34 protein-coding genes are annotated in these 26,203 nt (G+C 58.3%); 32 read left to right on the top strand and 2 right to left on the bottom strand.

What is annotated here, in order from left to right; all coding sequences use genetic code 11:
- From rpsS to dsbD, 25 genes are all read left to right on the top strand, one after another.
- Complete coding sequence (rpsS, locus tag GCN78_RS14465; protein WP_008444295.1) at positions 1 to 276, top strand: 30S ribosomal protein S19; 276 nt, start codon at positions 1 to 3, stop codon at positions 274 to 276.
- Positions 273 to 605, top strand: coding sequence for a 50S ribosomal protein L22 (gene rplV, locus GCN78_RS14460; RefSeq protein ID WP_170840583.1), 333 nt, complete (start codon positions 273 to 275; stop codon positions 603 to 605). Before rpsS ends, rplV begins: the two co-directional genes overlap by 4 nt.
- A gap of 9 nt (positions 606 to 614) precedes the next feature.
- Positions 615 to 1,439 carry a 30S ribosomal protein S3 gene (rpsC, locus tag GCN78_RS14455; protein ID WP_034753199.1) on the top strand — a complete coding sequence of 275 codons (825 nt, stop codon included), beginning with the start codon at positions 615 to 617 and terminating at the stop codon, positions 1,437 to 1,439.
- Positions 1,440 to 1,441: 2 nt separating this feature from the next.
- On the top strand, positions 1,442 to 1,861 hold the full coding sequence (rplP, locus tag GCN78_RS14450) for a 50S ribosomal protein L16 (protein ID WP_034753201.1): 420 nt from the start codon (positions 1,442 to 1,444) through the stop codon (positions 1,859 to 1,861).
- Positions 1,862 to 1,873: 12 nt separating this feature from the next.
- On the top strand, positions 1,874 to 2,065 hold the full coding sequence (gene rpmC / locus GCN78_RS14445; RefSeq protein WP_010394412.1) for a 50S ribosomal protein L29: 192 nt from the start codon (positions 1,874 to 1,876) through the stop codon (positions 2,063 to 2,065).
- On the top strand, positions 2,062 to 2,334 hold the full coding sequence (gene rpsQ, locus GCN78_RS14440; protein WP_010394415.1) for a 30S ribosomal protein S17: 273 nt from the start codon (positions 2,062 to 2,064) through the stop codon (positions 2,332 to 2,334). Before rpmC ends, rpsQ begins: the two co-directional genes overlap by 4 nt.
- A 253-nt stretch (positions 2,335 to 2,587) precedes the next feature.
- Positions 2,588 to 2,956 (top strand): 50S ribosomal protein L14, encoded by a 369-nt coding sequence (rplN, locus tag GCN78_RS14435; protein WP_008444317.1) that lies wholly within the window; start codon positions 2,588 to 2,590, stop codon positions 2,954 to 2,956.
- Between the two features lie 9 nt (positions 2,957 to 2,965).
- A complete protein-coding gene (gene rplX / locus GCN78_RS14430; protein WP_034753204.1) occupies positions 2,966 to 3,280 on the top strand; it encodes a 50S ribosomal protein L24 in 315 nt (104 codons plus the stop codon).
- Between the two features lie 6 nt (positions 3,281 to 3,286).
- Positions 3,287 to 3,826 carry a 50S ribosomal protein L5 gene (rplE, locus tag GCN78_RS14425; RefSeq protein ID WP_010394421.1) on the top strand — a complete coding sequence of 180 codons (540 nt, stop codon included), beginning with the start codon at positions 3,287 to 3,289 and terminating at the stop codon, positions 3,824 to 3,826.
- 2 nt (positions 3,827 to 3,828) lie between these two features.
- Positions 3,829 to 4,134 (top strand): 30S ribosomal protein S14, encoded by a 306-nt coding sequence (gene rpsN, locus GCN78_RS14420; protein WP_010394423.1) that lies wholly within the window; start codon positions 3,829 to 3,831, stop codon positions 4,132 to 4,134.
- A gap of 14 nt (positions 4,135 to 4,148) precedes the next feature.
- On the top strand, positions 4,149 to 4,544 hold the full coding sequence (rpsH, locus tag GCN78_RS14415) for a 30S ribosomal protein S8 (RefSeq protein ID WP_034753208.1): 396 nt from the start codon (positions 4,149 to 4,151) through the stop codon (positions 4,542 to 4,544).
- Between the two features lie 10 nt (positions 4,545 to 4,554).
- Positions 4,555 to 5,088: a 50S ribosomal protein L6 gene (rplF, locus tag GCN78_RS14410; protein ID WP_034778281.1), complete on the top strand. Its 534-nt coding sequence runs from the start codon at positions 4,555 to 4,557 to the stop codon at positions 5,086 to 5,088.
- A 13-nt stretch (positions 5,089 to 5,101) separates the two neighbouring features.
- Positions 5,102 to 5,464: a 50S ribosomal protein L18 gene (rplR, locus tag GCN78_RS14405; RefSeq protein ID WP_010394431.1), complete on the top strand. Its 363-nt coding sequence runs from the start codon at positions 5,102 to 5,104 to the stop codon at positions 5,462 to 5,464.
- A gap of 9 nt (positions 5,465 to 5,473) precedes the next feature.
- Positions 5,474 to 5,992 carry a 30S ribosomal protein S5 gene (gene rpsE, locus GCN78_RS14400; RefSeq protein ID WP_010394433.1) on the top strand — a complete coding sequence of 173 codons (519 nt, stop codon included), beginning with the start codon at positions 5,474 to 5,476 and terminating at the stop codon, positions 5,990 to 5,992.
- Positions 5,993 to 6,002: 10 nt separating this feature from the next.
- The gene (rpmD, locus tag GCN78_RS14395; protein WP_010394435.1) at positions 6,003 to 6,182 is read left to right on the top strand and encodes a 50S ribosomal protein L30; all 180 of its coding nucleotides are present in this window, start codon (positions 6,003 to 6,005) and stop codon (positions 6,180 to 6,182) included.
- A gap of 30 nt (positions 6,183 to 6,212) precedes the next feature.
- Entirely contained in the window at positions 6,213 to 6,644 is a 432-nt protein-coding gene (rplO, locus tag GCN78_RS14390) for a 50S ribosomal protein L15 (protein WP_034753211.1), read from the top strand.
- A gap of 32 nt (positions 6,645 to 6,676) precedes the next feature.
- The gene (gene secY / locus GCN78_RS14385) at positions 6,677 to 8,011 is read left to right on the top strand and encodes a preprotein translocase subunit SecY (RefSeq protein ID WP_010394438.1); all 1,335 of its coding nucleotides are present in this window, start codon (positions 6,677 to 6,679) and stop codon (positions 8,009 to 8,011) included.
- Between the two features lie 18 nt (positions 8,012 to 8,029).
- Positions 8,030 to 8,248: a translation initiation factor IF-1 gene (gene infA, locus GCN78_RS14380; RefSeq protein ID WP_005663428.1), complete on the top strand. Its 219-nt coding sequence runs from the start codon at positions 8,030 to 8,032 to the stop codon at positions 8,246 to 8,248.
- 42 nt (positions 8,249 to 8,290) lie between these two features.
- Positions 8,291 to 8,404 carry a 50S ribosomal protein L36 gene (rpmJ, locus tag GCN78_RS14375; protein WP_010394471.1) on the top strand — a complete coding sequence of 38 codons (114 nt, stop codon included), beginning with the start codon at positions 8,291 to 8,293 and terminating at the stop codon, positions 8,402 to 8,404.
- A gap of 14 nt (positions 8,405 to 8,418) precedes the next feature.
- A complete protein-coding gene (rpsM, locus tag GCN78_RS14370; RefSeq protein ID WP_046681666.1) occupies positions 8,419 to 8,784 on the top strand; it encodes a 30S ribosomal protein S13 in 366 nt (121 codons plus the stop codon).
- Between the two features lie 17 nt (positions 8,785 to 8,801).
- Positions 8,802 to 9,206, top strand: a complete 405-nt coding sequence (rpsK, locus tag GCN78_RS14365) for a 30S ribosomal protein S11 (protein ID WP_010394475.1) — start codon at positions 8,802 to 8,804, stop codon at positions 9,204 to 9,206.
- Positions 9,207 to 9,464: 258 nt separating this feature from the next.
- Positions 9,465 to 10,088 (top strand): 30S ribosomal protein S4, encoded by a 624-nt coding sequence (gene rpsD / locus GCN78_RS14360; protein WP_071325659.1) that lies wholly within the window; start codon positions 9,465 to 9,467, stop codon positions 10,086 to 10,088.
- A 112-nt stretch (positions 10,089 to 10,200) separates the two neighbouring features.
- Entirely contained in the window at positions 10,201 to 11,178 is a 978-nt protein-coding gene (locus GCN78_RS14355) for a DNA-directed RNA polymerase subunit alpha (protein ID WP_008444343.1), read from the top strand.
- Between the two features lie 133 nt (positions 11,179 to 11,311).
- Positions 11,312 to 11,704, top strand: coding sequence for a 50S ribosomal protein L17 (rplQ, locus tag GCN78_RS14350; RefSeq protein ID WP_034753219.1), 393 nt, complete (start codon positions 11,312 to 11,314; stop codon positions 11,702 to 11,704).
- Between the two features lie 158 nt (positions 11,705 to 11,862).
- Complete coding sequence (gene dsbD, locus GCN78_RS14345) at positions 11,863 to 13,815, top strand: protein-disulfide reductase DsbD (RefSeq protein WP_152252308.1); 1,953 nt, start codon at positions 11,863 to 11,865, stop codon at positions 13,813 to 13,815.
- A gap of 71 nt (positions 13,816 to 13,886) precedes the next feature.
- On the opposite strand, the gene GCN78_RS14340 is transcribed toward dsbD, so the two are convergent.
- Positions 13,887 to 14,396, bottom strand: a complete 510-nt coding sequence (locus GCN78_RS14340) for a Spy/CpxP family protein refolding chaperone (protein WP_193316736.1) — start codon at positions 14,394 to 14,396, stop codon at positions 13,887 to 13,889.
- Positions 14,397 to 14,594: 198 nt separating this feature from the next.
- Between GCN78_RS14340 and GCN78_RS14335 the strand changes: the two genes are divergently transcribed.
- The 5 genes from GCN78_RS14335 to GCN78_RS14315 all read left to right on the top strand — a co-directional run bounded on the left by GCN78_RS14335 (position 14,595) and on the right by GCN78_RS14315 (position 22,198).
- Positions 14,595 to 15,323: a response regulator gene (locus GCN78_RS14335; protein WP_034753223.1), complete on the top strand. Its 729-nt coding sequence runs from the start codon at positions 14,595 to 14,597 to the stop codon at positions 15,321 to 15,323.
- Positions 15,320 to 16,678 (top strand): ATP-binding protein, encoded by a 1,359-nt coding sequence (locus tag GCN78_RS14330; protein ID WP_152252306.1) that lies wholly within the window; start codon positions 15,320 to 15,322, stop codon positions 16,676 to 16,678. The genes GCN78_RS14335 and GCN78_RS14330 overlap by 4 nt, the downstream gene beginning before the upstream one ends.
- An 87-nt stretch (positions 16,679 to 16,765) precedes the next feature.
- Complete coding sequence (locus GCN78_RS14325; RefSeq protein WP_152252305.1) at positions 16,766 to 17,938, top strand: efflux RND transporter periplasmic adaptor subunit; 1,173 nt, start codon at positions 16,766 to 16,768, stop codon at positions 17,936 to 17,938.
- Positions 17,935 to 21,045, top strand: a complete 3,111-nt coding sequence (locus tag GCN78_RS14320) for an efflux RND transporter permease subunit (protein WP_152252304.1) — start codon at positions 17,935 to 17,937, stop codon at positions 21,043 to 21,045. Before GCN78_RS14325 ends, GCN78_RS14320 begins: the two co-directional genes overlap by 4 nt.
- A gap of 271 nt (positions 21,046 to 21,316) precedes the next feature.
- Positions 21,317 to 22,198, top strand: a complete 882-nt coding sequence (locus GCN78_RS14315) for a hypothetical protein (RefSeq protein ID WP_226939639.1) — start codon at positions 21,317 to 21,319, stop codon at positions 22,196 to 22,198.
- A 76-nt stretch (positions 22,199 to 22,274) separates the two neighbouring features.
- Here the strand turns inward: GCN78_RS14315 and yihA are convergent, their stop codons facing one another.
- Positions 22,275 to 23,018 carry a ribosome biogenesis GTP-binding protein YihA/YsxC gene (gene yihA / locus GCN78_RS14310; RefSeq protein WP_034778293.1) on the bottom strand — a complete coding sequence of 248 codons (744 nt, stop codon included), beginning with the start codon at positions 23,016 to 23,018 and terminating at the stop codon, positions 22,275 to 22,277.
- A 186-nt stretch (positions 23,019 to 23,204) separates the two neighbouring features.
- Between yihA and GCN78_RS14305 the strand changes: the two genes are divergently transcribed.
- Together GCN78_RS14305 and GCN78_RS14300 are read left to right on the top strand one after the other, a co-directional pair.
- Positions 23,205 to 23,876, top strand: a complete 672-nt coding sequence (locus tag GCN78_RS14305; RefSeq protein WP_152252303.1) for a c-type cytochrome — start codon at positions 23,205 to 23,207, stop codon at positions 23,874 to 23,876.
- Positions 23,877 to 24,060: 184 nt separating this feature from the next.
- The gene (locus tag GCN78_RS14300) at positions 24,061 to 26,157 is read left to right on the top strand and encodes a cytochrome c biogenesis protein ResB (protein WP_152252302.1); all 2,097 of its coding nucleotides are present in this window, start codon (positions 24,061 to 24,063) and stop codon (positions 26,155 to 26,157) included.
- Positions 26,158 to 26,203 lie beyond the last annotated feature (46 nt).

Raw genomic sequence — 26,203 nt, 5'->3', positions numbered from 1 at the left:
ATGACACGTTCATTGAAAAAAGGGCCGTTCTGTGACGCCCACCTGGTGAAAAAAGTTGAAGCCGCGCAAGCAGCCAAAGACAAAAAGCCAATCAAAACCTGGTCGCGTCGTTCGACAATCATGCCTGACTTCATCGGCCTGACGATCGCGGTGCATAACGGCAAGCTGCACGTGCCGGTTTATGTTTCCGAAAACATGGTTGGTCACAAGCTCGGCGAATTCGCACTGACCCGTACGTTCAAGGGCCATGCAGCTGACAAAAAGGCTAAGAAATAATGGAAACTAAAGCTATCCTCAAAGGTGTGCGCCTGTCGGACCAAAAGGGCCGCCTGGTTGCTGACCTGATCCGTGGCAAGAAAGTTGACGCTGCACTCAACATCTTGCAATTCAGCCCGAAAAAAGGTGCTGCGATCATCAAACGCGTTCTGGAATCCGCTATTGCGAATGCCGAGCACAATGATGGTGCGGACATCGACGAATTGTTCGTGAAAACGATCTACGTCGAAAAGGGCCCCGTCCTGAAGCGCTTCACCGCGCGTGCAAAAGGCCGTGGCGACCGTATTTCGAAACAATCCTGTCACGTTTACGTGACTGTCGGTAACTAAGGAGCCACGATGGGTCAGAAAATTCATCCAACCGGTTTCCGTCTGGCGGTCACCCGTAACTGGGCTTCGCGCTGGTATGCAGGCAACGGTAATTTCGCTGCCATGCTGAACGAAGACTTGAAAGCACGTGCTTACCTGAAAAAGAAACTGAAGAACGCTTCCGTTGGCCGCATCGTTATCGAGCGCCCAGCCAAGAACGCGCGCTTCACGATCTACAGCTCGCGTCCAGGCGTGGTCATTGGTAAAAAAGGCGAAGACATCGAAGTACTGAAGTCCGCGCTGACCAAGATCATGGGCGTACCTGTTCACGTGAACATCGAAGAAATTCGCAAGCCAGAAATCGACTCGCAACTGATCGCCGATTCGATCGCTCAGCAGCTGGAAAAACGGATCATGTTCCGCCGCGCCATGAAGCGTGCAATGCAAAATGCAATGCGCCTGGGTGCTCTCGGTATCAAGATCATGTCGTCCGGCCGTCTGAACGGTATCGAAATCGCACGTAAAGAGTGGTACCGCGAAGGCCGCGTGCCTCTGCATACCCTGCGCGCCGATATCGACTACGGTACCAGCGAAGCGTCGACCACCTACGGCATCATCGGTGTCAAGGTGTGGGTATACAAGGGTGACCGCGCGCCTAACGGCGATGCACCAGTCATCGATACCCCAGCTGACGAGAAGAAAAGCCGCGGCCCACGCCGTGACGATGGCAAGCCAGCTGGCCGTCCACGTCCAGCCGGTGCCGGTGCGAAACCATCCACAGCACCAGGTGCACGTGTGCGTACCGCCGCTAAACCGGCCGCCGCAGCAGCACCAGCTGAGAAAGCAGGAGAATAATCATGCTGCAACCAGCACGCAGAAAGTATCGTAAAGAGCAGAAAGGCCGTAATACCGGTATTTCGCACAGCCGCGGCACCGCCGTGTCGTTTGGCGAATTCGGTCTGAAGGCAGTTGCGCGCGGTCGTATCACTGCGCGTCAAATTGAAGCGGCGCGTCGTGCAATGACGCGTCACATCAAGCGCGGTGGCCGTATCTGGATCCGTATTTTCCCGGACAAACCGATTTCGAACAAACCGGCTGAAGTCCGTATGGGTAACGGTAAAGGTAATCCTGAGTACTACGTCGCTGAAATTCAGCCAGGCAAAGTACTGTACGAAATGGATGGCGTTGATGAAGCGCTGGCACGGGAAGCATTCCGTCTTGCCGCCGCTAAACTGCCACTGGCGACGACGTTTGTCATCCGCCAAGTCGGCCAATAATTGGAGTTGTATATGAAAGCATCTGAACTCCGCGGCAAGGACCAGCCAGCTCTGCAAAAAGAGCTGAATGACCTGTTGAAGGCACAGTTCGGCCTGCGCATGCAAATCGCTACGCAGCAGCTGAGCAACACTTCGCAGCTCAAGAAGGTACGCCGCGATATCGCGCGTGTGAAGACGGTAATGAATCTGAAGGAAGCCAAATGAACGAACCAGTGAAACAGTCGCTCAAGCGCACGCTGATCGGTAAAGTGGTTTCGGACAAGATGGACAAGACCGTTACCGTTCTGATCGAGCGCCACGTAAAACATCCTTTGTATGGCAAGATCATCATGCGTTCGAACAAGTATCACGCGCATGACGAGACCAACCAAGTCAAGGCCGGTGATACGGTCGAGATCCAGGAAGGTCGCCCGATCTCCAAAACGAAGGCATGGACGGTGACACGTGTGGTTCAAGCCGCACCAACCGTTTAAATAAAAACCACCGTTTCGGCGGTGGGTTTTAATTAGTACTTGCAGGCCCGCAAATTGTATGTAATACTTGCGGGCTTCGTTCATGTAACGCCGCAAAGTGTCTGGCCACAGACAGTAGCATTCGCGGTCAGTTGATGTATGAAGGTCATGCACCCAAACAGTGAAGCCCAGCAGGGCGGCTCTGGCGGGACCAAGACTGACCGTGGGTCTACATTGTGTGGATTCTTCGGCTTAAGTTGGGAAAGAGAATACTATGATTCAAACTGAAAGCCGGCTCGAAGTGGCTGACAATACCGGTGCCAAAGAAGTAATGTGCATCAAGGTATTGGGCGGCTCCAAGCGCCGTTATGCTGGCATTGGCGATGTGATCAAGGTAACCGTTAAGGTTGCTGCGCCACGTGGCCGTGTCAAAAAAGGTGAAATTTATAACGCCGTGGTTGTGCGCACCGCTAAAGGTGTTCGCCGCCAAGACGGTTCCCTGGTGAAGTTCGACGGCAACGCCGCCGTTCTGTTGAACGCCAAGCTGGAACCGATCGGTACCCGTATTTTTGGACCTGTCACACGCGAACTGCGTACTGAGAAGTTCATGAAAATCGTGTCCCTGGCACCGGAAGTCCTGTAAGGAGTCGTAATGGATAAGATTCGTAAAAACGACGAAGTCATCGTTCTGACCGGGAAAGACAAGGGCAAACGTGGTGTGGTACAGCAGCGTATCGATGCTGAACATATCGTGGTTGACGGCATTAACATCGCTAAAAAAGCGACTAAGCCAAACCCGATGACTGGCGTAACTGGTGGTATCGTCGATAAGACCATGCCAATTCACGTGTCCAACGTTGCATTGTTTAATGCAGCGACTGGCAAGGCAGATCGCGTGGGTTTCAAAGAAGTGGACGGCAAGAAAGTTCGCATCTTTAAATCCTCCGGCGAAGTAGTGAAGGCTTAAGAAATCATGGCACGTCTCCAAGAATTCTATAAAGAAAAAGTCGTTGCCGACCTGACCAGCAAGTTTGGTTACAAGTCGGTAATGGAAGTTCCACGCCTGACCAAGATCACCCTGAACATGGGTGTTGGTGAGGCTATCGCGGATAAAAAAGTTCTCGAGCACGCAGTTGCTGACTTGACCAAGATCGCCGGCCAGAAGCCAGTGACCACCAAGTCCCGCAAAGCGATCGCAGGCTTCAAAATCCGTGAAGGTTACCCGATCGGTACGATGGTCACCCTGCGCGGCGCTCGCATGTACGAGTTCCTGGATCGCTTCATTACCGTGGCTCTGCCGCGCGTACGCGATTTCCGTGGTGTGAACGGCCGTGCATTTGATGGTCGTGGCAACTACAACATCGGTGTCAAGGAACAGATCATTTTCCCTGAAATCGAATACGACAAGATTGACGCGTTGCGCGGTATGAATATCAGCATCACGACAACCGCTAAGACCGATGACGAAGCCAAAGCTTTGCTCGCCGCCTTTAAATTCCCTTTCAGGAACTGATCATGGCCAAACTGTCACTGATTAATCGTGAGATCAAGCGTGCTGACCTGGTGGCGAAATTCGCCCCTAAGCGCGAAGCTCTCAAGGCCATCGTCGATGACCAATCGAAATCGGAAGAAGAGCGCTACGAAGCTCGCCTGAAACTGCAGGCGCTGCCACGTAACTCGAACCCGACGCGTCAACGTAACCGTTGCGCCATCACTGGTCGTCCGCGCGGCACATTCCGTAAATTCGGTCTGGGTCGTATCAAGCTCCGTGAATTCGCCATGCGTGGTGAAATTCCGGGTATGACAAAAGCAAGCTGGTAATAGGAGAATATGCAATGAGTATGAGCGATCCTATCGCCGATATGCTGACCCGCATTCGCAATGCACAAGGCGTGCAAAAGACGACCGTGGCCATGCCATCGTCGAAAGTCAAAATTGCGATTGCCAGCGTCCTGAAGGACGAGGGTTACATTGAAGATTTCGCTGTTGCCGAAGCTGGTGGCAAAGCGGAACTGAAAATCGGTTTGAAGTATTATGTTGGCCGTCCCGTCATTGAGCGCTTGGAGCGCGTGTCCCGTCCGGGTCTGCGCGTCTACAAGGGTAAAGACGAGATCCCTGTTGTGATGAATGGCTTGGGTGTGGCGATCGTGTCGACTCCGCAAGGCGTCATGACTGACCGCAAAGCACGCGCTACCGGTGTCGGCGGCGAAGTTATTTGCTACGTGGCTTAAGGAGTTACACATGTCTCGAGTAGCTAAAATGCCTATCGTAGTGCCAGCTGGCGCCGAAGTCGCCATCTCCGCACAAGCGATCACCGTAAAAGGCCCGCTGGGCGTACTTTCCCAGGCCCTCACCGGCCAGGTCAAAGTGGAAAACAATGCAGGAACCCTGAGTTTCGACGTGGCGAACGACAGCCGCGAAGCCAATGCCATGTCCGGCACGCTGCGCGCACTGGTCAACAACATGGTTGTTGGCGTCACCAAGGGTTTCGAGAAAAAGCTGAACCTGGTAGGCGTGGGTTACAAGGCGCAAGCTCAAGGCGACAAGTTGAATCTGTCCCTGGGTTTCTCGCACCCTGTAGTGCATGACATGCCAGCTGGCGTTACCTGCGCAACACCAACCCCGACCGAGATCCTGATTAAAGGTATCGACCGTCAACAGGTTGGCCAGGTAGCCGCTGAAGTTCGTGCTTACCGCGCTCCTGAGCCTTATAAAGGCAAGGGCGTTCGCTATGCGGACGAAGTGGTTAAGCTTAAAGAAACCAAGAAGAAGTAATTAGGGGCTGACGATGGATAAGAAAGAATCACGGCTTCGCCGCGGACGCCAAACCCGCATCAAGATTGCGGAATTGAAAGTAAATCGCTTGTCGGTGCATCGCACCAACCTGCACATTTACGCCAACCTGATCAGCCCGGACGCTAAAGTCCTGGTTTCGGCCTCGACGGCTGAAGCGGAAGTTCGCGCTGAACTGGCAGGCCAATCCGGCAAAGGCGGCAATGCCGCTGCTGCAGCCTTGATCGGCAAGCGCGTCGCTGAAAAAGCGTTGAAAGCAGGAATTACCGAAGTTGCGTTCGACCGCTCCGGTTTCCGTTACCACGGCCGTGTGAAAGCGTTGGCAGAAGCCGCACGCGAAGCCGGTCTGAAGTTCTAAGGATCAATCATGGCAAAAATGCAAGCAAAAATGCAAAGCGACAAGCCGGATGATGGCATGCGCGAAAAAATGATCGCGATCAACCGCGTGACCAAAGTGGTCAAGGGTGGTCGTATCATGGGTTTCGCCGCGCTGACCGTAGTTGGTGATGGCGATGGCCGCGTCGGCATGGGCAAGGGCAAATCGAAAGAAGTGCCAGTTGGCGTGCAGAAGGCAATGGAAGAAGCCCGTCGCAACCTGATCAAAGTACCGCTCAAAAACGGCACCTTGCATCACACGGTTGTTGGTCGTCACGGCGCCTCCAAGGTCCTGATGAACCCAGCTAAGCCTGGTACTGGCGTTATCGCTGGTGGCGCAATGCGCGCTATCTTCGAAGTGATGGGCGTGACGGACGTGGTGGCGAAATCCACCGGTTCGAACAACCCATACAACCTGGTACGCGCTACGCTGGACGGCCTGTCGAAAATGAGCACTGCTTCCGATATCGCTGCCAAACGCGGCAAGTCGGTCGAAGACATTCTGGCTTAAGGTGGACAAAATGACAAACACAGTCAAAGTGCAATTGGTCAAGGGCTTGATCGGTACGCGCGAATCGCATCGCGCTACCGTGCGCGGTCTGGGTCTGCGTCGTGTAAATTCGGTTTCCGAATTGCAAGACACCCCATCCGTACGCGGCATGATCAATAAAGTATCGTATCTCGTTAAAGTTGTCGGGTAAGCCTTCGGGCTTACACGAACGGAGCAAATCATGGAATTGAATACTATTGCACCAGCCGAAGGCGCTAAGCACTACAAGCGTCGCGTCGGTCGCGGTATCGGCTCCGGCCTGGGTAAAACCTCGGGTCGTGGTCACAAAGGTCAGAAATCGCGTTCGGGCGGCTTTCATAAAGTCGGTTTCGAAGGCGGTCAGATGCCTCTGCAACGCCGTCTGCCTAAGCGCGGTTTCAAATCGATGCACGCAACCTTCAAAGCTGAAGTGCGCCTGTCCGATCTGAACAACCTGGCTGTTGGCGATGTCGACATTCTGGTCTTGAAGCAAGCTGGCGTTCTGGGCGTGTTGGCCCGTGACGTGCGCGTGATCTTGTCCGGCGAAATCACCAAAGCGGTGAATTTGAAGGGCTTGAAAGTGTCCGCTGGCGCGAAAGCAGCCATCGAAGCAGCCGGCGGCTCGGTAGCCTGAGTTGACCGCTAACAGCTTGATCGGAGCGAAAATTGGCGACTAATCCACAACTTGCTAAAAGTGCAGCGGCCGGTTTCCCTTGGGGACGGCTCTGGTTTTTGCTTGGCGCATTGGTGGTTTATCGTATCGGTGCTCACGTCCCGGTTCCCGGGATTGACCCGACACAATTAGCCTCGCTGTTCAAGGAGCACGAAGGCGGCGTCCTGGGCATGTTCAACATGTTCTCGGGCGGTGCCTTGTCTCGTTTTACAGTGTTTGCGCTGGGTATCATGCCTTATATCTCGGCCTCGATCATCATGCAATTGCTGTCGATCGTGTCACCGCAGATGGAAGCGTTGAAAAAAGAAGGCGAAGCAGGTCGTCGCAAGATCACCCAGTACACCCGGTATTTCACGGTTGCCCTGGCACTGTTCCAAGCGTTAGGCATTGCAGTCGCACTGGAGTCGCAAGCTGGTCTGGTGTTGGAACCTGGTCTTGCATTCCGCTTCGTGACGGTCGTCACTTTGTTGACCGGAACAATGTTTTTGATGTGGTTGGGTGAGCAAATTACCGAGCGTGGTTTGGGTAATGGCATCTCGATCATCATTTTTGCCGGGATTGCAGCAGGTCTGCCGTCGGCGTTGGGTGGCTTGTTCACTCAGGTGTCGAATGGTTCGATCGGCAGCTTCAGCGCGATTTTCATCGTGATCCTGGTAGCGCTGGTAACGTACTTCGTCGTATTTGTCGAACGTGGTCAGCGCAAAATATTGGTCAATTACGCGAAGCGCCAGGTAGGCAACAAGATTTATGGCGGTCAAACCAGCCATTTGCCGTTGAAGCTGAACATGGCCGGCGTGATCCCGCCGATCTTTGCTTCTTCGATCATCTTGTTTCCGGCCACTATCGTGGACTGGTTTTCAAAGGGCGCCGACAACGCTAACCCTGCGGTGCGGTTCTTGAAAGATTTGGCAGCATCGATGGGGCCTGGTGAGCCTATCCATGCGCTGTTGTACGCAGTGGCGATCGTGTTTTTCTGTTTCTTCTATACAGCGCTGGTCTTTAACAGCAAGGAAACAGCGGATAACTTGAAGAAAAGCGGTGCGTTCATTCCCGGGATCCGTCCAGGCGAGCAGACAGCCCGTTACATCGACAAGATCCTGACACGCTTGACACTTGCCGGCGCAGTCTACATCACCCTGGTGTGTTTATTGCCGGAATTTATGCAAGCCCAGTGGAAAGTACCATTCTATTTCGGCGGTACTTCTTTATTGATTATTGTAGTTGTCACCATGGATTTCATGGCGCAAGTACAGAACTACGTGATGTCGCAGCAATATGATTCGCTGCTGCGCAAAGCAAATTTCAAGGGCGGAATTCCGACGCGTTAAGCGCGGTAAACATACCGAATGGCAAAAGACGACGTCATACAGATGCAGGGCGAGATTCTTGAGAATCTCCCAAATGCAACATTTCGAGTGAAGCTGGAGAACGGACACGTGGTGCTCGGGCATATTTCAGGTAAAATGCGGATGAATTATATTCGCATTCTCCCTGGAGACAAGGTGACGGTGGAGTTAACGCCGTACGACCTGAGCCGAGCCCGCATTGTGTTCCGTACCAAGTAACACACTGAATCAAACCAAAGAAGCGAAAGAAAGAGCCCAAAAATGAAAGTTCTCGCATCAGTCAAGCGGATCTGCCGCAACTGCAAGATCATCAAGCGCAAAGGCGTAGTCCGCGTAATCTGCGTGGAACCACGTCACAAGCAGCGTCAAGGTTAATCGAGGAATAACAAATGGCACGTATTGCAGGGGTTAATATCCCAAATCATCAGCATACCGTTATCGGCCTGACGGCCATCTACGGTGTGGGCCGTCCACGCGCAGAGAAAATCTGTGCATCGACCGGTGTAGCAACCAACAAAAAGATCAAAGATCTGGATGACAGCGAACTGGAAAAACTGCGCGATGAAGTAGGTAAATTCATCGTCGAAGGCGATCTGCGTCGTGAACTGTCCATGAACATCAAGCGTTTGATGGATCTGGGTTGCTACCGCGGCATGCGTCATCGTAAGGGTCTGCCTTGCCGTGGCCAGCGTACGCGTACGAACGCACGTACCCGCAAGGGACCGCGTAAAGCCGCTCAATCGCTGAAAAAATAATCCGCTAGGGAATAATTATGGCTAAGTCGCAAAATAACGCCGCATCAGCACGCGTGCGTAAAAAAGTTAAAAAGAACGTCGCTGAAGGCATCGCACATGTCCACGCTTCGTTCAATAACACCATCATTACCATCACCGATCGTCAAGGCAATGCCTTGTCGTGGGCTACCTCCGGCGGTGCAGGCTTCAAGGGTTCGCGTAAATCGACCCCATTCGCAGCGCAGGTCGCCGCGGAAGCCGCTGGTAAAGTGGCTGTTGAGTGTGGCGTAAAGAACCTGGAAGTACGTATCAAGGGCCCAGGTCCTGGTCGTGAATCCGCCGTTCGCGCGCTGAACAACCTGGGCATCAAGATCACCGAGATCCAGGACGTGACGCCGGTACCGCACAACGGTTGCCGTCCACCGAAACGTCGTCGTATCTAAGATAGTGTTGCAGAGGGCGCTTCGGCGCCAGCTGCTTTGCTGTCTGTTGTAACTCAGTACAGTTGTGTGAAAACGCTGGAGCAGGGAGCCGGAAACGGTTATACTGCCCGGCTGTTCTTGCCTGTCAAATTCTGTTTGACGGGTTTTTCGTTTTCAGCCACCGTCTGATTGAAACCAAATCAGACTAGCGCCTAACCGCATCAGTGTGTTTGATCATGCATGTGGCTGGGGCGTTATCATTTAAAAAAAGGAAGTATCGTGGCACGTTATATCGGACCTAAAGCAAAACTTTCCCGCCGTGAAGGTACAGACCTGTTCCTGAAGAGCGCACGTCGCTCGCTGGACAGCAAGTGCAAACTGGACGTCAAGCCAGGCCAGCACGGTGTCAAATCCGGCGCCCGCACCTCGGACTACGGTAACCAACTGCGCGAAAAGCAAAAAGTCAAGCGCATGTACGGCGTGCTGGAACGTCAATTCCGCCGCTACTTCGCTGAAGCAGACCGTCGTAAAGGCAACACCGGCGAAACGCTGTTGAAGTTGCTGGAAACGCGTCTGGACAACGTTTGCTACCGCATGGGCTTTGGCTCGACCCGCGCTGAAGCGCGTCAATTGGTCAGCCACAAAGCGTTCACCGTGAACGGTATCGTTGTGAACATCGCTTCGTACGCGGTCAAAGTTGGCGACATCATCGCTGTTCGTGAAAAATCGAAAAAGCAAGTGCGTATCGTTGAAGCACTGTCGCTGGCTGAACAAGTTGGCATGCCTAGCTGGGTTTCGGTTGATGCCAAGAAAATGGAAGGTACCTTCAAGTCCCTGCCAGAGCGTAACGAAATCGCTAACGACGTCAACGAATCGCTGATCGTCGAGCTGTACTCGCGTTAATAGTAGTCAGTAGCAAGATTCCCGCCCACTTTGCAATTTGTAAAGTGGGCGTTTCACTAATGCCATCAGCCTTATCGGTGTAATGAGCCGAGGGTATTGAAAAGGACATTTCATGCAAAACAGTTTGTTGAAGCCACGTATTATCGATGTTGAAGCTCTCGGTGCAGGTCACGCCAAGGTCGTGATGGAACCGTTCGAGCGCGGCTATGGCCACACATTGGGTAACGCGTTGCGCCGCGTTCTGCTGTCGTCGATGGTGGGCTACGCGCCGACCGAAGTGACGATCGCTGGCGTCGTCCACGAATATTCCTCCCTCGATGGCGTGCAAGAAGACGTCGTCGATCTGTTGCTGAACTTGAAGGGTGTGGTTTTCAAAGTCCACAACCGCGATTCGGTAACCCTGACCCTGAAAAAAGAAGGCGAAGGCGCGATCCTGGCCTCCGACATCGACCTGCCGCATGACGTCGAACTGATCAACCCTGACCACGTGATCGCCCACCTGACCGCCGGTGGCAAGCTGGACATGCAGATCAAGGTTGAAAAAGGCCGCGGCTACGTTCCTGGTAACGTGCGTCGCCTGTCGGAAGACACGAACAAGACCATCGGCCGCATCATTCTCGATGCGTCGTTCTCGCCAGTGCGCCGTGTATCGTACTTCGTTGAATCGGCTCGCGTCGAACAGCGTACCGACCTGGACAAGCTGATCATCAACATCGAAACCAACGGCGTGATCTCGCCGGAAGAAGCGATCCGCCAGTCGGCCCGCGTCCTGGTGGACCAGTTGAATGTGTTCGCCGCCCTGGAAGGCACGGAAGCTGCCGCCGAAGCGCCATCGCGCGCTCCGCTGGTCGATCCTATCCTGTTGCGTCCAGTCGACGACCTGGAGTTGACCGTGCGTTCGGCGAACTGCCTGAAAGCGGAAAACATCTACTACATCGGCGACCTGATCCAACGTTCGGAAAACGAACTGTTGAAAACGCCAAACCTGGGCCGCAAATCCCTGAACGAAATCAAGGAAGTGCTGGCATCGCGCGGCTTGACCTTGGGCATGAAGCTGGAAAACTGGCCGCCTGCCGGTCTGGAAAAGTAATTCGTAGTTGTAGCAAACTGCCTGGGACAGGTGTCCCAGGCTTTTATTTTGTAGCACCAAACCGGCCCGCGATGAAGCTTCTGCCTCATTGATCGAAGAGCTGGAATTTAAACACTCACCGAAAGGATTTATCATGCGTCACGGTCACGGCCTCCGTAAACTGAATCGTACCTCGTCCCACCGTCTGGCAATGCTGCGCAACATGACAGTATCGCTGCTGCGTCACGAAGCGATCAAAACCACCCTGCCAAAAGCAAAAGAACTGCGCCGCGTTGTCGAGCCAATTCTGACCCTGGGCAAAACCGACTCCCTGGCAAACAAGCGTCTGGCCTTCAACCGCCTGCGCGACCGTGAAATGGTCGTCAAACTGTTCGCTGAACTGGGCCCACGTTTCGCCAACCGTAACGGTGGTTATGTACGTATCCTGAAAATGGGTTTCCGCGTCGGCGATAACGCTCCTATGGCGTTCGTTGAACTGATGGATCGTCCAGATACGACCGAAGCAGTTGAAGTTGCTGGCGAGTAATCCCAGTAATTGCATCTAAGAAAGCCAGGCCTAGCCTGGCTTTTTTGTTTTCTGCTGCAGCTATCCTTTCAGCGGTGTACTATTCTTCTTTCGCGCCGGCCCGGCACAAGCGCTGCCTGCTCCGCGCGTCCTCTGTCGAATGGTCGAAAAGGTAGTTCATGTCCCGTTTCCCCTCCAGCGCCACCGCGCGCGCCGCCCCACTGCATTCACTGCTGATCTGGTTTGCCACCTGTTTTCTGCTGGCCATGGCCGTCTTTGGCAGCCATCATGCCCGCGCCGACGATGAATTCCTCGATCCTGAACTGGCGTTCAAATTTTCCGCGCGCATGCAGGACCCGTCCACCATCGCCGTCACCTACGTGATCGCCGACGGCTACTATATGTACCACGAGCGCTTCAAGTTCGAGGCCGTGGGCGCCAAGCTGGGCACGCCCGTTTATCCGGCTGGCAAGGTCAAGTTTGACGACACCTTCCAGAAGAACGTGGAAACCTTCCGCAAGACGCTGACCATCACGATTCCCGTGGAGGCGGCCGGCGCGTTCACCCTGAAGGCGACGGGACAGGGCTGCTCCGACAAGGGCCTGTGCTATGCGCCGCAGGATGCGACGGCCCAGCTGGTGGGCGGTGGCGGCGGCCAGAGCACGGCACCGGGCGCCGGCCTGCCGTCGAAATTCGCCCTGCCGGCGGCGCCCGCAGTCGACACGGCGGCCGTCAACGGTCCGCAGGCGCAGGCGTCGCCTGGCGTGTCCGTGCTGAGCATTCCCCAGGCCGATATCACCAGCACGCCCGAGCCGGTGGCTGCGGCACCCGTGGCGGCAAGCTCTGCGCCCGCGCAAAGCGAGATGGGCAAGATCGAAGCGGCCTTGAAGGGCGGCAAGCTGCTCGTCATCGTGCCGCTGTTCATGCTGCTGGGCCTGGGACTGGCATTTACGCCGTGCGTGCTGCCGATGGTGCCGATTTTGTCGTCGATCATCATCGGCGATGGTGCCAAGGTCAGCCGCTCGCGCGGCTTGCTGCTGTCGCTGACCTACGCGCTGGGCATGGCCATCGTCTACACGGCGCTGGGCGTGGCGGCCGGCCTGGCGGGCGAAGGGCTGGCGGCCCAGCTGCAAAACCCGTGGGTGCTGGGCTTCTTTGCCTTGCTGATGGCGGGCCTGGCGCTGTCGATGTTCGGTTTCTATGAATTGCAAGTGCCGGCTTTCCTGCAAGGCAAGCTGACGTCCGTATCGAATCAGCAATCGTCGGGCCGCCTGGCGGGCGTGTTCGTCATGGGCGCCATTTCCGCCCTGATCGTGGGGCCATGCGTGGCCGCGCCGCTGGCCGGCGCCTTGTTGTACATCAGCCAGACGCGCGACGTCGTCATCGGCGGCAGCGCCCTGTTCGCCATGGCCGTGGGCATGAGCGTGCCGCTGCTGCTGGTGGGCGTCTCGGCCGGCACCTTGCTGCCGCGCGCCGGCGCCTGGATGGATGCCGTCAAGCGCTTCTTTGGCGTGCTGCAGCTGGGCGTGGCCTGGTGGCTGGTTTCGCCCGTGCTGCCGGGCGCGGTGCAGATGCTGGGCTGGACGGTCTTGTTCGTCGGCTATGGCATGTATCTGCTGGTGGGCAAGAGCGGCGCGCAGAACGCCTGGATCCCCAAGGCCTTCGGCCTCGTGTTTGCCGTGCTGGGTGCGATGCAACTGGTCGGTGTGGCCAGCGGTGGCCGCGACCCGCTGGCGCCGCTGGCGCACCTCGGTGGCGGTCAAGTGCACGCGCAGCCGTTTACGCGCGTAAAAACCGTGGCGCAACTCGATGCGGCGCTGGCGCAGTTGAATGGCAAGCCGGCCCTGCTGGACTTTTATGCGGACTGGTGCGTGTCGTGCATCGAGATGGAAAAGCTGACCTTTGTCGATCCCGCCGTGCGCGAGAAGATGGGGCAAGCCGTGCTGCTGCAGGTGGACGTGACGGCCAATGACGCGGACGACAAGGCCATGCTGAAACGCTTCCAGCTGTTCGGTCCGCCGGGCATCATCATGTTCAACCCGCAGGGGCAGGAAATTGCCCAGTCGCGCGTGATCGGCTTCCAGAATGCCGCCACCTTCCTGGCATCGTTGCGCAAGCTCGACGGACAGTAAGCGGTTACTTGTCTCGCCAATAAGAAAAAGCCTGCATTGCAGGCTTTTTCTGTCTTTACGCCCGAGACAACTTAACCGGCTTTGGGATGCTGCTGCATGCCATGGTGACCACCGCGGTGGCCGCCGTGCTTGCCGCCAGGCACGCTGTCGTCAAACACTTTCTTTTGCTCCGGCGTCAGCACGGCGTAGAAGGTTTTCAACGAAGCCAGACGGCTTTCCTGGTCCGCGATGCGTTCCTTCGACATGGCGATCCATTGCTCCATGCGTTCCGGCGCCGACAGCTTGGCCATCGCTTCGTGCTTGGCTTTCCAGTCGCCCATCGGTTTTTTCGGCGCGTTGGCCGCCGTGAACGTGGCCCAGGCCGGTTCCTGCGCGGCCGTCAGCTTCAGCTTGTCGTGCAGGCGCGCCTGGTACTTGGCCATGCGCTCGGCCGGGTTGCCACCGCGGTGGCCTTCATGTTGCATCTTGGTGCTGGCGGCAGGCGCGCTGGCGGCCGCTTCCTGGGCGTGGACGGTCAGCGATGCCGCACCCATGCCGAGTACGCTCATGGCGATGATCAAGTTTTTGCGTAAAGTCTTCATTGAGGCGTTCATCTGGATTCCTTTGTAAAAATGAGAGGTGTGCATGTTGCTGCACATGAATCCATGGTGGACGCGCCATGTTTCCCCGAAGTGTCCGCTGCCAGACAGTTTGTATCTATATGTTTCTTCGGGTCTTCTATATACAAGACGATACAAATGCGTTGTGCAAGGGCGGGGGAAGTGGGGATAATTCGTACCATGGAACCCACTTCTACAATTCTCATCGTCGACGACGACCGCGATATCCGCAGTTTGCTGGCGGACTACCTGGAAACGAACGCCTACCGCACCCTGGGCGCGGCAGATGGCACGGCCATGTGGAAAATCCTCGATGAAACGCGGCCCGACTTGATCGTGCTCGACTTGAACCTGCCCGGCGACGACGGCCTGACCCTGTGCCGCAAGCTGCGTGCGCAGTCGACCGTGCCGGTGATCATGTTGACGGCGCGCAATGAGCCGCTGGACCGCATCCTGGGTCTGGAAATGGGCGCCGACGATTATTTGCCGAAACCGTTCGAGCCGCGTGAATTGCTGGCGCGCATACGCAGCGTGCTGCGTCGCAGCCATGCCATGCCGTCGAACGTGCCCTCGGACAAGGCGCAACAAATCCGCTTTTCCGGCTGGACCCTGGACTTGACGGCGCGCCACCTGCTCAATCCCAGCGGCCTGGTGATCATGCTGTCGGGCGCGGAATTCCGCTTGTTGCGCGTGTTCCTGGAACACCCGAACCGCGTGCTCAACCGCGACCAGCTGCTGAACCTGACGCAAGGCCGCGACGCCGATCCGTTCGACCGCTCGATCGATATCCAGATCAGCCGCCTGCGGCAAAAGCTCGGCGAGGATGCCCGCTTGCCGCAAATCATCAAGACCGTGCGCAACGGCGGCTATGTGCTGGCCGGCCAGGTCAATGTGGAGCCGCACGCGTGAAGGCCTTCCTCGGGTCGATGACGGGCCGCGTCTTCATGTTCCTGCTGATCGGCATCGTCGCTTCGGCCGCGCTGACGCAGTGGCTGGCCGTGGGCGAACGTCAGCGCGCCATCGAGCAATACCGCGACTACCACGCCGTGGAGCGGGCCGAGCAGCTGGTGATGGCGGCCGACGTGGTGCCGCTGGCCTCGCGCGCCGCCTACCTGAAGGTCGCCAACAAGGGCAGCGTGCGCCTGGAATTGCGGCCTGATACGGAACACACGCCCGGCGCGCCGACGGAATTTTCCACCGCGCTGCAAGCCAAGCTGGGCGAGGGCTTCAAGGTCAGCGCGCTGGCCGAACGCCCGGCCGCCTGTGTCAAGCCGCGCCAGACGCCGGGCATGTTTGCGGCCAAGCCATGGGGCGGCACCTGCGAAAACCTCGACGTGCGCATGCAGGATGGCCACGTGCTGCGTCTGATGGTCTTGCCGCCGCGCCAGCAGCCGCCGTTCAACGAACATAACGACTGGATGACCTTGCTGCCTTTCCTGATCAGCATCGCCATCCTCGCCTACCTGGTCACGCGCATGACCATGCGCCCGCTCAAGCAGCTGGCGCAGGCGGCGAAAGACCTGGGCAACGACATCAACCATCCGCCGCTGACCCTGTCGGGCGCCAGCGAGATTCGCCAGGCCAGCGCCGCCTTCAATGCCATGCAGGCGCGCATCCGCCAGCATATTTCCCAGCGCACGCAAATGCTGGCGGCCATCACGCACGACTTGCAGACGCCGCTGACGCGCTTGCGCCTGCGCCTGGAAAAAGTGGCGGATACGGAATTGTATGACCGCCTGGTGGGCGACCTGTCGGCCATGCAAAGCATGGTCAAGGAAGGACTGGACCTGGCCCGCTCGATGGATAGCACGGAAGCGATGCAGGCGCTCGACCTCGATTCCCTGCTCGACAGCGTCTGCTCCGACGCGGCCGATGCCGGCCAGAAAGTCACCCTCGCTGGACAGGCGGACATGGCCTTGATGGCGCGCCCGATCGCCATGCGGCGCTGCCTGGTGAACCTGATCGACAATGCCGTCAAATATGGCCTGTATGCGCAGGTCACCGTCGAACGCATCGCGGGCGCCGCGCGCATCCGCATCCGCGACGGCGGTCCCGGTATTGCGCCAGATCAGCTTGCCAAGGTGTTCGAACCGTTTTACCGCATCGAGACCTCGCGTTCGCGCGAATCGGGTGGCACGGGCCTGGGATTGACCATCGCGCGCAATATCGCCGAGCAGCATGGCGCCACGGTTTCACTGCTCAATCATGTCGACGGTGGACTGGAAGTCACTCTGATCGTGCCAGAGTATTACGCTGGAAAGTAAGCATTTCCATGCGACAATATTGTGCTTTTGCCCCCCCGGCAACTACATTCAACCTGCAGCCCTGCGCTGCAACAGCGTGACAGAACAATGAAAAAGACTAGCCTGGCAATCCTCGTGGGTGCGGCCCTGTGTATCGGTGGCGGCATCTGGTATTTCAATCATCCGTCCGGCGCGGCGACCGGCGGGCAGGATGGCAAGGGGAGCAAGGGCGGACAAGCGCCGACGACGGTGAGCGTGATCGCGCCGCTGCGCCAGGATGTGCCGATGGTGCTGCAGGCCAATGGCAGCGTGACGCCGATCAGCAGTGTCGATTTGCACCCGCAGACGACCAGCACGATTACCAAGGTGCACATCCGCGAAGGGCAGTTCGTCAAGCAGGGCGAGTTGATGTTTACGCTCGATGCGCGCAGCGAGCACGCGAATGTCGACAAGGCGCAGGCGCAGGTCTTGCGCGACCGCGCCTCGGTGCAGGATTTCGAGCGCCAGCTCAAGCGCAACCAGGATTTGCTGAGCAAGAACTTCATCGCCCAGGGCGCCGTCGATACCCTGCAAAGCCAGCTCGACGTGGCACGTGCCTTGCTGGCCGCCGACCAGGCCGCCTTGCGCGCCGCCCAGGTCGATTCCAGCTACACTGTCCTGCGCGCGCCCCAGGCGGGCAGGGTGGGCGCCATCAATGTCTACGCGGGCAGCCTGGTGCAGCCGACGACGTCGCTCACCAGCATCACCCAGCTCGACCCGATTGACGTGGCGTTCACCTTGCCGGAAAGCAGCTTGTCGGGCTTGCTGGCGGCGCAGAAGGCGGGTGAGGTGCCCGTCACGGCGCTGTTGTCCGATGCGGGCGGCAAGCAACTCGATGGCAAACTCAGTTTCATCGACAATGCCGTCGATCCCGCGACGGGTGTGATCAAGGTCAAGGCGCGCTTCAATAATGGCGGTACCGACCTGTGGCCTGGCCAGTACGTCAACACGCAGCTGACCGTGCGCACCCTCAAGGATGCGCTGGTGATCCCGCAAAACGCCATCATCACCAATACCACGGGCGTCTTCGTGTATTCGATGGAGCCCGATAATACGGCCAAGGTACGCAAGATTGCCCGCGTGTATGCGTTTGGCCCGAATGCCGTCGTGACCGGATTGAGCGGTGACGAGAAAATCATCGTCGATGGCAAGCAGAATCTGCGTCCGGGCGGCAAGGTGCGCCTGGCGGAAAAACACAAGGCCGCCGACGGCGCCGCCGCAGCGCAGGGCAAGCCAGCATGAGTCTGTCCGAACTGAGCATCCGCCGCCCCGTCATGGTGGTGCTGCTGTCCCTCTCCATCATCCTGGCCGGCGTGCTGGCGTATGGCCATATTCCCGTGGCCGCCTTGCCGAGTTATAACACGCCCGTCATCAACGTCAGCGCCGACCTGGCCGGCGCCAGCCCCGACACCATGGCGTCCTCGGTAGCCTTGCCGCTGGAAAAGCAGTTTTCCACCATCGCCGGCCTGAGCCTGATCACCTCCACGAGTACCCTGGGCAACACCTCGCTGACCCTGGAATTTGACGCCAGCATCAATGTCAACGAGGCGGCCGTGGACGTGCAGGCGGCCCTGCTGCGCGCGCAGCGCCAGTTGCCGACGGAAATGACGGACTTGCCATCCTACCGCAAGGTCAATCCGGCCGATGCGCCCGTGCTGTTCATCCAGATGACGTCGCCTTCGCTGAATTTGTCGGATCTCAATGATTATGCGGAAAACCTGATCGCGCCCAGCCTGTCGACCTTGCCTGGCGTGGCCCAGGTCAGCGTGAATGGCCAGAAGCGCTTCGCCGTGCGCGTGCGCGCCCGTGCCGACCTGTTGAACGCGCGCAACCTGACGATGGACGAACTGGCCGCGGCCCTGCGCGCGTCGAACACGAATTCGCCGCTGGGCATCCTTGACGGCCCCAGCCAGACCCTGACCATCCAGGGCAACCCGCAAATGATGAAAGCGGCCGATTTTGCCGAACTCATCGTTGCCACCCGCAATGGCCAGCCCGTCCGGCTGAAGGAAGTGGCCGAGGTGGAAGACAGTTTCCAGTCGACCAAGACTGCCGGCAGTTTCAATGGTGAGCGCTCGATCACCTTGCTGGTGCAGCGCCAACCGGATGCGAACACGGTGCAAGTGGTCGATGCCGTGCGCAAACTCTTGCCGGGTTTCAAGGCCCAATTGCCCGCTTCCATCCAGATCAGCCTGGTCAATGACCGTTCCGTCTCGATCCGCGAAGCGATCCACGACGTCAACCTGACCCTGGCCCTGACGGTGATCCTCGTGGTGCTGGTGATCTTCCTGTTCCTGCACCGCGCGGCGGCCACCTTCATTCCGGCCGTCACCATGCCGATCTCGCTGCTCGGCGCGCTGGCCCTGCTGTACTGGCTCGGCTATAGCCTCGACAACGTGTCGCTGCTGGGCATTACCCTGGCCGTGGGCCTCGTCGTCGACGATGCCATCGTGGTGCTGGAAAACATCGTGCGCCATATCGAGATGGGCAAGAAGCCGATCCAGGCGGCCCTGGTGGGCGCCAAGGAGATGGGTTTTACCATCATCTCGATTTCCGTCTCGCTGGTGGCCGTGTTCATTCCCATCTTCTTCATGCCGGGCGTGATCGGCTTGCTGTTCCACGAATTTGCCGTCGTCGTCTCGCTGTCCATCCTCGTCTCGGCCATCGTGTCGCTGACCTTGGTGCCGATGCTGGCCAGCCGTTTCCTGCCGGCCGATTCGCGCGAACACAATGACAGTGACCCCACGCATGGCGAGAAAACCTTCATCGGCCGCCATTTCGAGGCGGGTTTCACGAAATTGCGCAATGGTTATGTGCATCTGCTCGACAAGGCCCTGGCGCACCGCAACGTGGTGCTATGCATCGCCGTGTGCACCTTCGCGCTGACGGTGCTGTTGTACGCCACGATACCGAAAGGTTTCTTCCCCGAGGAAGACCTGGGCCAGATCCAGGTGAATACGGAAGCGTCGGAAGACATTTCCTCGGCGGCGCTGCAAGACTTGCAATCCCGCGTGGCGGCCGTGCTCAAGGCGGATCCCAGCGTCCAGGACGTGACCTCGTTCGTCGGCGGCGGCAACACGGGCCGCATGTTCATGGTCTTGAAACCGCGCGGCGAACGGCCGAAAATGCCCGTGGTGCTGGAAAACCTGCGCCGCGCGACGAGCGCCGTGCCCGGCATGGCCGTGTATTTCCGCCCCGTACAGAACTTGCAGCTGGGCGGACGCCAGAGCAAGAGCCGCTACCAGTACACCTTGCAAAGCGTCAGTCCCGACGCCTTGAACGACTGGGCGGAAAAGTTTATTGCGGGCATGAGGGCCGATCCCGCCTTCCGCGACGTCACCAGCGATTCGCAGATCAAGGGCTTGCAGGCGTCCCTCCGGATCGACCGCGACAAGGCCAACTTGCTCGGTGTGCAGATGTCCGATATCCGCACGGCGCTGTATAGCGCCTTTGGCGAGCGGCAAGTGTCGACCATCTATTCCTCGGCGGCCAGCTATTACGTGATCCTGGAAGCGGCCACGGCCGACCGCCAGTATGACGATGCGCTCACGCGCGTGTCCGTGCGCAGCAAGTCGGGCGAGCTGGTCAAATTGTCGAGTATTGCCTACGTGGAACGCACGATCGGCCCCACCTCCGTCAATCACCAGGGGCAGTTGCAGGCCGTCACCATCGCCTTCAACCTGGCGCCGGACGTGCCGCTCGGTGTCGCCACGGGCAAGATCGATGTGATGGGCAAGGACATGAGCTTGCCTGCCTCCATCATCACGCGCTACGGCGGCGACGCGGCCGTGTTCCAGGATTCGCAGTCGAGCCAGATCATCCTCATCATCGCCGCGCTGGCCGTGATCTATGTGCTGCTGGGCGTGCTGTATGAAAGCTACATCCACCCGCTGACCATCCTGGCCGGCTTGCCGTCGGCGGCCGTGGGGGCGCTGTTGACCCTGCGCCTGTTCGGCATGGACCTGACCATGATCGCCATCATCGGCATCTTGATGCTGATCGGTATCGTCAAGAAAAACGCCATCATGATGATCGACTTCGCCCTGCATGCGCAGCGCAATGAAGGCATGAGCCCGCCCGAAGCCATCCGCCAGGCGTGCATCCTGCGTTTCCGTCCCATCATGATGACGTCGGCGGCGGCCTTGATGGGGGCCTTGCCGATCGCCCTGGGCCTGGGCGCCGGCGCCGAGCTGCGCCAGCCGCTGGGCTTGGCCGTGGTCGGGGGCTTGCTGTTTTCGCAAGTGATTACCCTGTTCATCACCCCCGTCATCTATTTATTCCTCGACAAGTACAGCGGCACGGGCCCGTTGACGGACGAGCAACTGGTGGCGCTCGACAACAAGGCCTGAGCCGCCACACGGCCACCACCGGCGCCCCGTTCCTGCGTGAATGCGGCGCCGGTTTTGTATGGGCGGTGATACATACGGTAACAACCGTCAAGGGAGCGCTCGGGTACTCTGGTTGCCGCTGCAAGGAATGTCGCTATCCTGTACGCTTCGGGTTGGAAAGGCCGAGGAAGTGTTCCCAAAAGCAAGGGACTCTGGCACTATGGCTGCCCTGTAATGTTATTTCTTCGCTACACAGAAAGCACGATTCATTTTGCATGACACGACCCATTTGATGGCTGCCGATTCCGATGTTTGCCCCACTTGCGGGCAGGTGATCCAGTCACCACCGGCCTACGGGTCCAAGACCAGCACCACGCGCAAGGTGGCGCTTGGCGTGTCCGTCTTGCTGCACGTGCTGCTGGCGGCGTATGCATTGTTTCGCAGCGACACGATTGAAAAGATCCCGCCGCCGAAGAAGGAAAGCGCGATGGTCTACATCGCGCCGCTGAAGGACAAGCCGCAACCGAAGCCGCAGCCGAAACCCACGCCGAAACCGAAGGACACGAAAGTGGCCAAGGTGAAACCGCCACCGGCGCCGAGCAAGCGCGTGGTCACGAAAGACGTGCCGCGCGACAAGCCGAAACTGGAAACCTTCACGCCGCCGCTGGTGTCGAAAGTGCCGTTGCCACCGCCGCCGGCTGAAGACATGAGTTCGATGATCGAGCAGCGCCGCAAGCAGCGCGAGGCGCAGAACCCCGCGCCGCCGGCCGAGGAAAGCGAAAACGACCGCGCCATGCGCGTGGCCAAGGCGAATATCGCCGGTGCCCAGGGACGCAATGCCGGCAGCGACCGCGAGGATTCGGGCGGCGTGTTTTCCATCGTCAACCAGACCTCCTTCAGTGCCGAAGTCAAGTTCAAGGGCTGGAACGGCAACTTCAAGCGCAACTGGCTGAAGCAGGAAAAAGTGGAGCTGGGCAATGAGCCCGATATCGAAACGGCCATCATCAAGAAGATGATCCAGCTGATCCGTGCCGAAAAACCGGGCGACTTCGTGTGGGAATCGCGCCGCCTGGGGCGTAACGTCAACCTCAGCGCCCGCGTGGAAGACACGGCCGAGCTGACTGCCTTCCTGCGCCAGGAATTCTTTTCCGAGAAGCGCCCGGGACGGCGCTAGACGCCAGCCAGGCTGACGGCAAAAAAAAGGCTGCGCCGTGTGAACGGGCAGCCTTTTTGTTTGCCGCTGGAGAAAATCAGGCGGGCTTGTCGGTTCCCGCTTCCGGCTCGACGTCGTCTTCCATGTCGATCAGTTCGACCATCTGGGCCGCGCCGTCTTCGCTGATGCCGGCCAGTTCCATGATCTTGTCATTGGCTTCGTCGATGCCGACGCGCTTCAAGGCCGAGAACAGTTGCACGGTGAATGGGAAGCCCACGCCGTCTTCATCCACATAGCTGTCGAGCTTGGCTTTCGCCTGGCGCAAGGCATTCACGGATTCATTGCGGTTCAATTTATCGACTTTGGTCAGGATGCAGTGGATCGGTTTACCCGTCGGCGCGAACCATTCCAGCATTTGAATGTCCAGGTCGGTGAACGGACGGCGCGAATCCATGATCAGGATCAGGCCGGCCAATTGCTCGCGGCGCTGCACGTAGTCGCCCAGCAGGCGCTGCCAGTGCAATTTCGCCGAGCCCGATACTTCCGCATAGCCATAGCCCGGCAAGTCGACCAGCAGGCATTCGATCTCTTCGACGATGGTGGCGTCCTTGCGGTGCTGCGCCACGTGGGCGCCGCCGATGGAGAAGTAGTTGATGTGCTGGGTACGGCCAGGTGTCTTGGAGGCGAACGCCAAGCCTTTCTGATTACACAGGATGTTGATGGCGGTCGATTTACCGGCATTGGAGCGGCCGGCAAAGGCGATTTCCGGCACCGTGGTATCGGGCAGGTCACGCAATTGGTTGACGGTCGTAAAGAAACGGGCTTGCCAGAGTTTTGACATGGGAATAGTAAAGCAACAAAAGGGAGCGATAAGGGAGCGATAACGCCAAGAAGCTATTGTACAATAAGGGGTTGTTTATTGTTGCCGGCGTAGCAGCGATGCGGCTTGCGGTCCTGAAAATAAAGCAAAAATCCACAGGGCGCGGCAATGTCCACCACTAATTTCTCACTGTCTCAGGGTGCCTGAATGAATCGTGCGTTTTCACCGTTTATCAAATCCATGCTGCTCGCTTTGCTGGCCGTATCGGCAACTGCTTCCGCGGTCGAAGCACCGAAACCGGCCGTCAAGGCGGACGCCGCAAAAGGCGCCACCCTGTACGCCGATGGCGATGCGGCGCGCGGCTTGCCTGCCTGCGTCTCCTGCCATGGCGCGGCCGGCAATTCGACCATCACGGTCAATCCGAAGCTGGCCGGCCAGCACGAAAGCTATATCTACAAGCAATTGGTCGACTTCACCACGCCGGAGCGCAACCAGCCCGTCATGACGACGTACGCGAAGATGCTCAGCGATGCCGACAAGAAGAATATCGCCGCCTACCTGGGCGCGCAGCTGTCCAAGCCGGGCGCCGCGAAAAACAAGGACACTATCGACCTGGGCAAGAAAATTTACCGTGGTGGCATTGCTTCCAAGCAAGTTGCCGCCTGCGCTAGCTGTCATGGCGCGACGGGCAATGGCATTCCCGTCCAGTATCCGCGCATCGCCGGCCAGCACCAGGACTACACGGTGGCCCAGCTGACGATGTTCCGCAGCACCAAGGCTGATGCCCGCAAGAACAGCGCGCAAATGCACACGATCGCCGCCCGCATGTCGGATGACGAGATCGCCGCCGTGGCCGATTACATCGCCGGCCTGAAGTAAGTTTTCATAGTGGCAAGAGATTGCCAGGCGCATCAACGCGCATGAATGAGGGCGGCCGTGTCAACAGGCTGCCCTTTTTTATGGCAAGGGCCAAACAGGAGTATGCTGCCGCCTTGCGCGGAGAAACTATCTGCTCCATGCCACCTTTTCTTCAAGATTGCATATCCCGTATGAGTATCCACGTATGAGCACAGGCACGACCGGAATCGAGTTAAAGACCCAACGCCGCAGCCTGGCTGAATTTGTCGAGCTGGTCTCGTCGATGCGCTTTGCCATCAGCCTGCTGACGCTGATCGCCGTCGCATCCATCATCGGCACCGTGCTCAAGCAAAACGAGCCCATGCCCAATTATGTGAACCAGTTCGGGCCGTTCTGGTTCGCCGTCTTCGACAAGCTGAGCCTGTATTCCGTGTATTCGGCCTGGTGGTTCCTCGTGATCATGGGTTTCCTCGTCGCCTCGACCTCGCTGTGCATCGTGCGCAATGCGCCGAAGATGCTCAAGGACATGCGCAGCTGGCGCGACAATGTGCGCGAGCAATCGCTGCGCAATTTCCACCACAAGATGGAATGGCAGGCGCCGCTGCCGCGCGCCGTGCTGGCGCAGCAGATGGTGATGCGCCTGAAAGACGCCGGCTACGGCGCCAAGGTGGTCGAGAAGGAGAATGCCACCCTGGTGGCCGCCAAGCGGGGCGCCGCCAATAAATGGGGCTATATCTTTGCCCACGGCGCCATCGTCATCATCTGCGTGGGCGGCTTGCTCGACTCGGAAATGCCTATCCGCGTACAGCAATGGTTCTTTGGCAAGACGCCGTTTTCCGGCAGCGGCGTGATCGCCGACATTCCCGCCCAGCACCGTCTGAGCCTGTCGAATCCCACGTTCCGCGGCAATACCATGATCCCGGAAGGCTCGTCGAGCAACACGGCCATTATTCCCCAGGCCGATGGCGTGCTGATCCAGGATCTGCCGATCACCATCTTGCTGAAGAAATTCCACATCGATTTCTACAGCACGGGCATGCCCAAGCTGTTTGCCAGCGATGTCGTCATCACCGACCACGCAACGGGAGAAACTTTCCCGGCAACCATTAAAGTCAATCAGCCGCTGCTGTACAAGGGCCTGGCCCTGTACCAGTCGAGTTTTGAGGATGGCGGCAGCAAGCTCAAGTTGACGGGTTATCCGATGACGGGCAAGACGACGAAACGTTTCGATATCGGTGGCGAAGTGGGCGGCAGCACGCCGCTCGAGCGCAGCGATGGCAATTCCTACACGGTGGAATGGTCCGGTTTCCGCCCCTTCAACGTGGAAAACCTCAGCGCCGGCCAGGATGTGCGCGCCGTCAGCAAGGCGGAAAGTTTTAACGATAAATTCGCCGTCGGCCTGGACAAGCGCCTCGGTTCGGCCGCGAAGAACGCGAATAACAAGGATCTCAAGAACGTGGGACCGTCGGTGCAATACAAATTGCGCGACAAGACGGGCCAGGCGCGCGAGTACCAGAACTACATGCAGCCCGTCACCGTCGATGGCACGACGGTGTTCCTGGCCGGCATGCGCGTCAACCCCAGCGACCCGTTCAGCTATCTGCGCATTCCCGCCGATGACAATTACAGTGTGAACGAATGGATGCGCCTGCGTGCCGCGCTGCAAGATCCCGCGTTGCGCCAGCAGGCCGCCACGCGCTATGCGGCGCGCGCCATGCCGCAGGCGGGCGCGGAAGCCTTGCGCAGCCAGCTGCAGGAGTCGGCGGCGAAGAGCCTGGGCATCTTTGCTGGCAATGGGCAAGAGGGCGGTTTCCTCGCCATTTCGCGTTTCCTGGAGAAAATCCCTGCCGCCGAGCAAGAAAAAGCGGCCGATATCTTCATGAAAATCTTGAATGGCAGCCTGTGGGACTTGTGGCAGGCGGCGCGCGCCCAGGATGGCTTGAAAGCCATCGAGGCCGATGACAAGCACGGCCGCTTCCTGCAACTGGCCACGAATGCGCTGTCCGACAGCTTCTTCTATGGCGCGCCCGTGTATCTGCAACTGGACGACTTCACGGAAATCAAGGCGTCCGTGCTGCAGGTGACGCGTTCGCCGGGCAAGAGTGTGGTCTACCTCGGTTGCCTGTTCCTCGTGATCGGCGTATTTTCCATGTTTTATATCCGCGAGCGCCGCTTGTGGGTGTGGCTCAAGGATGCGGACGGCGGCAGCGAAGCCTTGATGGCCATGAGCACGCAACGCAAGACGCTGGATTTTGAAAAAGAATTTGAGAACTTGAAGGCAAAGCTGCCGCAATCGGCGTAAGCTGCGCTGTGTCTGGGACGCTTGCGCGTCGCCGGGAATGGAGAAA

It is taken from the genome of Janthinobacterium rivuli, from assembly GCF_009208735.1.
In the GTDB taxonomy this organism is placed as follows: Bacteria; Pseudomonadota; Gammaproteobacteria; order Burkholderiales; family Burkholderiaceae_D; genus Janthinobacterium.
Note: the sequence above shows the minus strand (reverse complement) of the source record. Positions and strands in the feature narration are given on the sequence as shown.

Excerpts from the sequence above, each read along its gene's own strand:
- GCN78_RS14355 (WP_008444343.1), top strand. The coding sequence starts at position 10,201 with ATGCAAAACAGTTTGTTGAAGCCACGTATTATCGATGTTGAAGCTCTC.
- rpsQ (WP_010394415.1), top strand. The coding sequence starts at position 2,062 with ATGAACGAACCAGTGAAACAGTCGCTCAAGCGCACGCTGATCGGTAAA.
- rpsN (WP_010394423.1), top strand. The coding sequence starts at position 3,829 with ATGGCCAAACTGTCACTGATTAATCGTGAGATCAAGCGTGCTGACCTG.
- infA (WP_005663428.1), top strand. The coding sequence starts at position 8,030 with ATGGCAAAAGACGACGTCATACAGATGCAGGGCGAGATTCTTGAGAAT.
- rpsC (WP_034753199.1), top strand. The coding sequence starts at position 615 with ATGGGTCAGAAAATTCATCCAACCGGTTTCCGTCTGGCGGTCACCCGT.
- rpmD (WP_010394435.1), top strand. The coding sequence starts at position 6,003 with ATGACAAACACAGTCAAAGTGCAATTGGTCAAGGGCTTGATCGGTACG.
- GCN78_RS14335 (WP_034753223.1), top strand. The coding sequence starts at position 14,595 with ATGGAACCCACTTCTACAATTCTCATCGTCGACGACGACCGCGATATC.
- yihA (WP_034778293.1), bottom strand. The coding sequence starts at position 23,018 with ATGTCAAAACTCTGGCAAGCCCGTTTCTTTACGACCGTCAACCAATTG.
- rpsS (WP_008444295.1), top strand. The coding sequence starts at position 1 with ATGACACGTTCATTGAAAAAAGGGCCGTTCTGTGACGCCCACCTGGTG.
- rplR (WP_010394431.1), top strand. The coding sequence starts at position 5,102 with ATGGATAAGAAAGAATCACGGCTTCGCCGCGGACGCCAAACCCGCATC.
- GCN78_RS14340 (WP_193316736.1), bottom strand. The coding sequence starts at position 14,396 with ATGAAGACTTTACGCAAAAACTTGATCATCGCCATGAGCGTACTCGGC.
- GCN78_RS14305 (WP_152252303.1), top strand. The coding sequence starts at position 23,205 with ATGAATCGTGCGTTTTCACCGTTTATCAAATCCATGCTGCTCGCTTTG.
- rplO (WP_034753211.1), top strand. The coding sequence starts at position 6,213 with ATGGAATTGAATACTATTGCACCAGCCGAAGGCGCTAAGCACTACAAG.
- rpsM (WP_046681666.1), top strand. The coding sequence starts at position 8,419 with ATGGCACGTATTGCAGGGGTTAATATCCCAAATCATCAGCATACCGTT.
- GCN78_RS14315 (WP_226939639.1), top strand. The coding sequence starts at position 21,317 with ATGGCTGCCGATTCCGATGTTTGCCCCACTTGCGGGCAGGTGATCCAG.
- rplQ (WP_034753219.1), top strand. The coding sequence starts at position 11,312 with ATGCGTCACGGTCACGGCCTCCGTAAACTGAATCGTACCTCGTCCCAC.
- rpsE (WP_010394433.1), top strand. The coding sequence starts at position 5,474 with ATGGCAAAAATGCAAGCAAAAATGCAAAGCGACAAGCCGGATGATGGC.
- GCN78_RS14300 (WP_152252302.1), top strand. The coding sequence starts at position 24,061 with ATGAGCACAGGCACGACCGGAATCGAGTTAAAGACCCAACGCCGCAGC.
- dsbD (WP_152252308.1), top strand. The coding sequence starts at position 11,863 with ATGTCCCGTTTCCCCTCCAGCGCCACCGCGCGCGCCGCCCCACTGCAT.
- rpsK (WP_010394475.1), top strand. The coding sequence starts at position 8,802 with ATGGCTAAGTCGCAAAATAACGCCGCATCAGCACGCGTGCGTAAAAAA.
- GCN78_RS14320 (WP_152252304.1), top strand. The coding sequence starts at position 17,935 with ATGAGTCTGTCCGAACTGAGCATCCGCCGCCCCGTCATGGTGGTGCTG.
- rplP (WP_034753201.1), top strand. The coding sequence starts at position 1,442 with ATGCTGCAACCAGCACGCAGAAAGTATCGTAAAGAGCAGAAAGGCCGT.
- rplN (WP_008444317.1), top strand. The coding sequence starts at position 2,588 with ATGATTCAAACTGAAAGCCGGCTCGAAGTGGCTGACAATACCGGTGCC.
- rpmC (WP_010394412.1), top strand. The coding sequence starts at position 1,874 with ATGAAAGCATCTGAACTCCGCGGCAAGGACCAGCCAGCTCTGCAAAAA.
- rpmJ (WP_010394471.1), top strand. The coding sequence starts at position 8,291 with ATGAAAGTTCTCGCATCAGTCAAGCGGATCTGCCGCAACTGCAAGATC.
- rplX (WP_034753204.1), top strand. The coding sequence starts at position 2,966 with ATGGATAAGATTCGTAAAAACGACGAAGTCATCGTTCTGACCGGGAAA.
- GCN78_RS14325 (WP_152252305.1), top strand. The coding sequence starts at position 16,766 with ATGAAAAAGACTAGCCTGGCAATCCTCGTGGGTGCGGCCCTGTGTATC.
- rplE (WP_010394421.1), top strand. The coding sequence starts at position 3,287 with ATGGCACGTCTCCAAGAATTCTATAAAGAAAAAGTCGTTGCCGACCTG.
- rplF (WP_034778281.1), top strand. The coding sequence starts at position 4,555 with ATGTCTCGAGTAGCTAAAATGCCTATCGTAGTGCCAGCTGGCGCCGAA.
- rpsH (WP_034753208.1), top strand. The coding sequence starts at position 4,149 with ATGAGTATGAGCGATCCTATCGCCGATATGCTGACCCGCATTCGCAAT.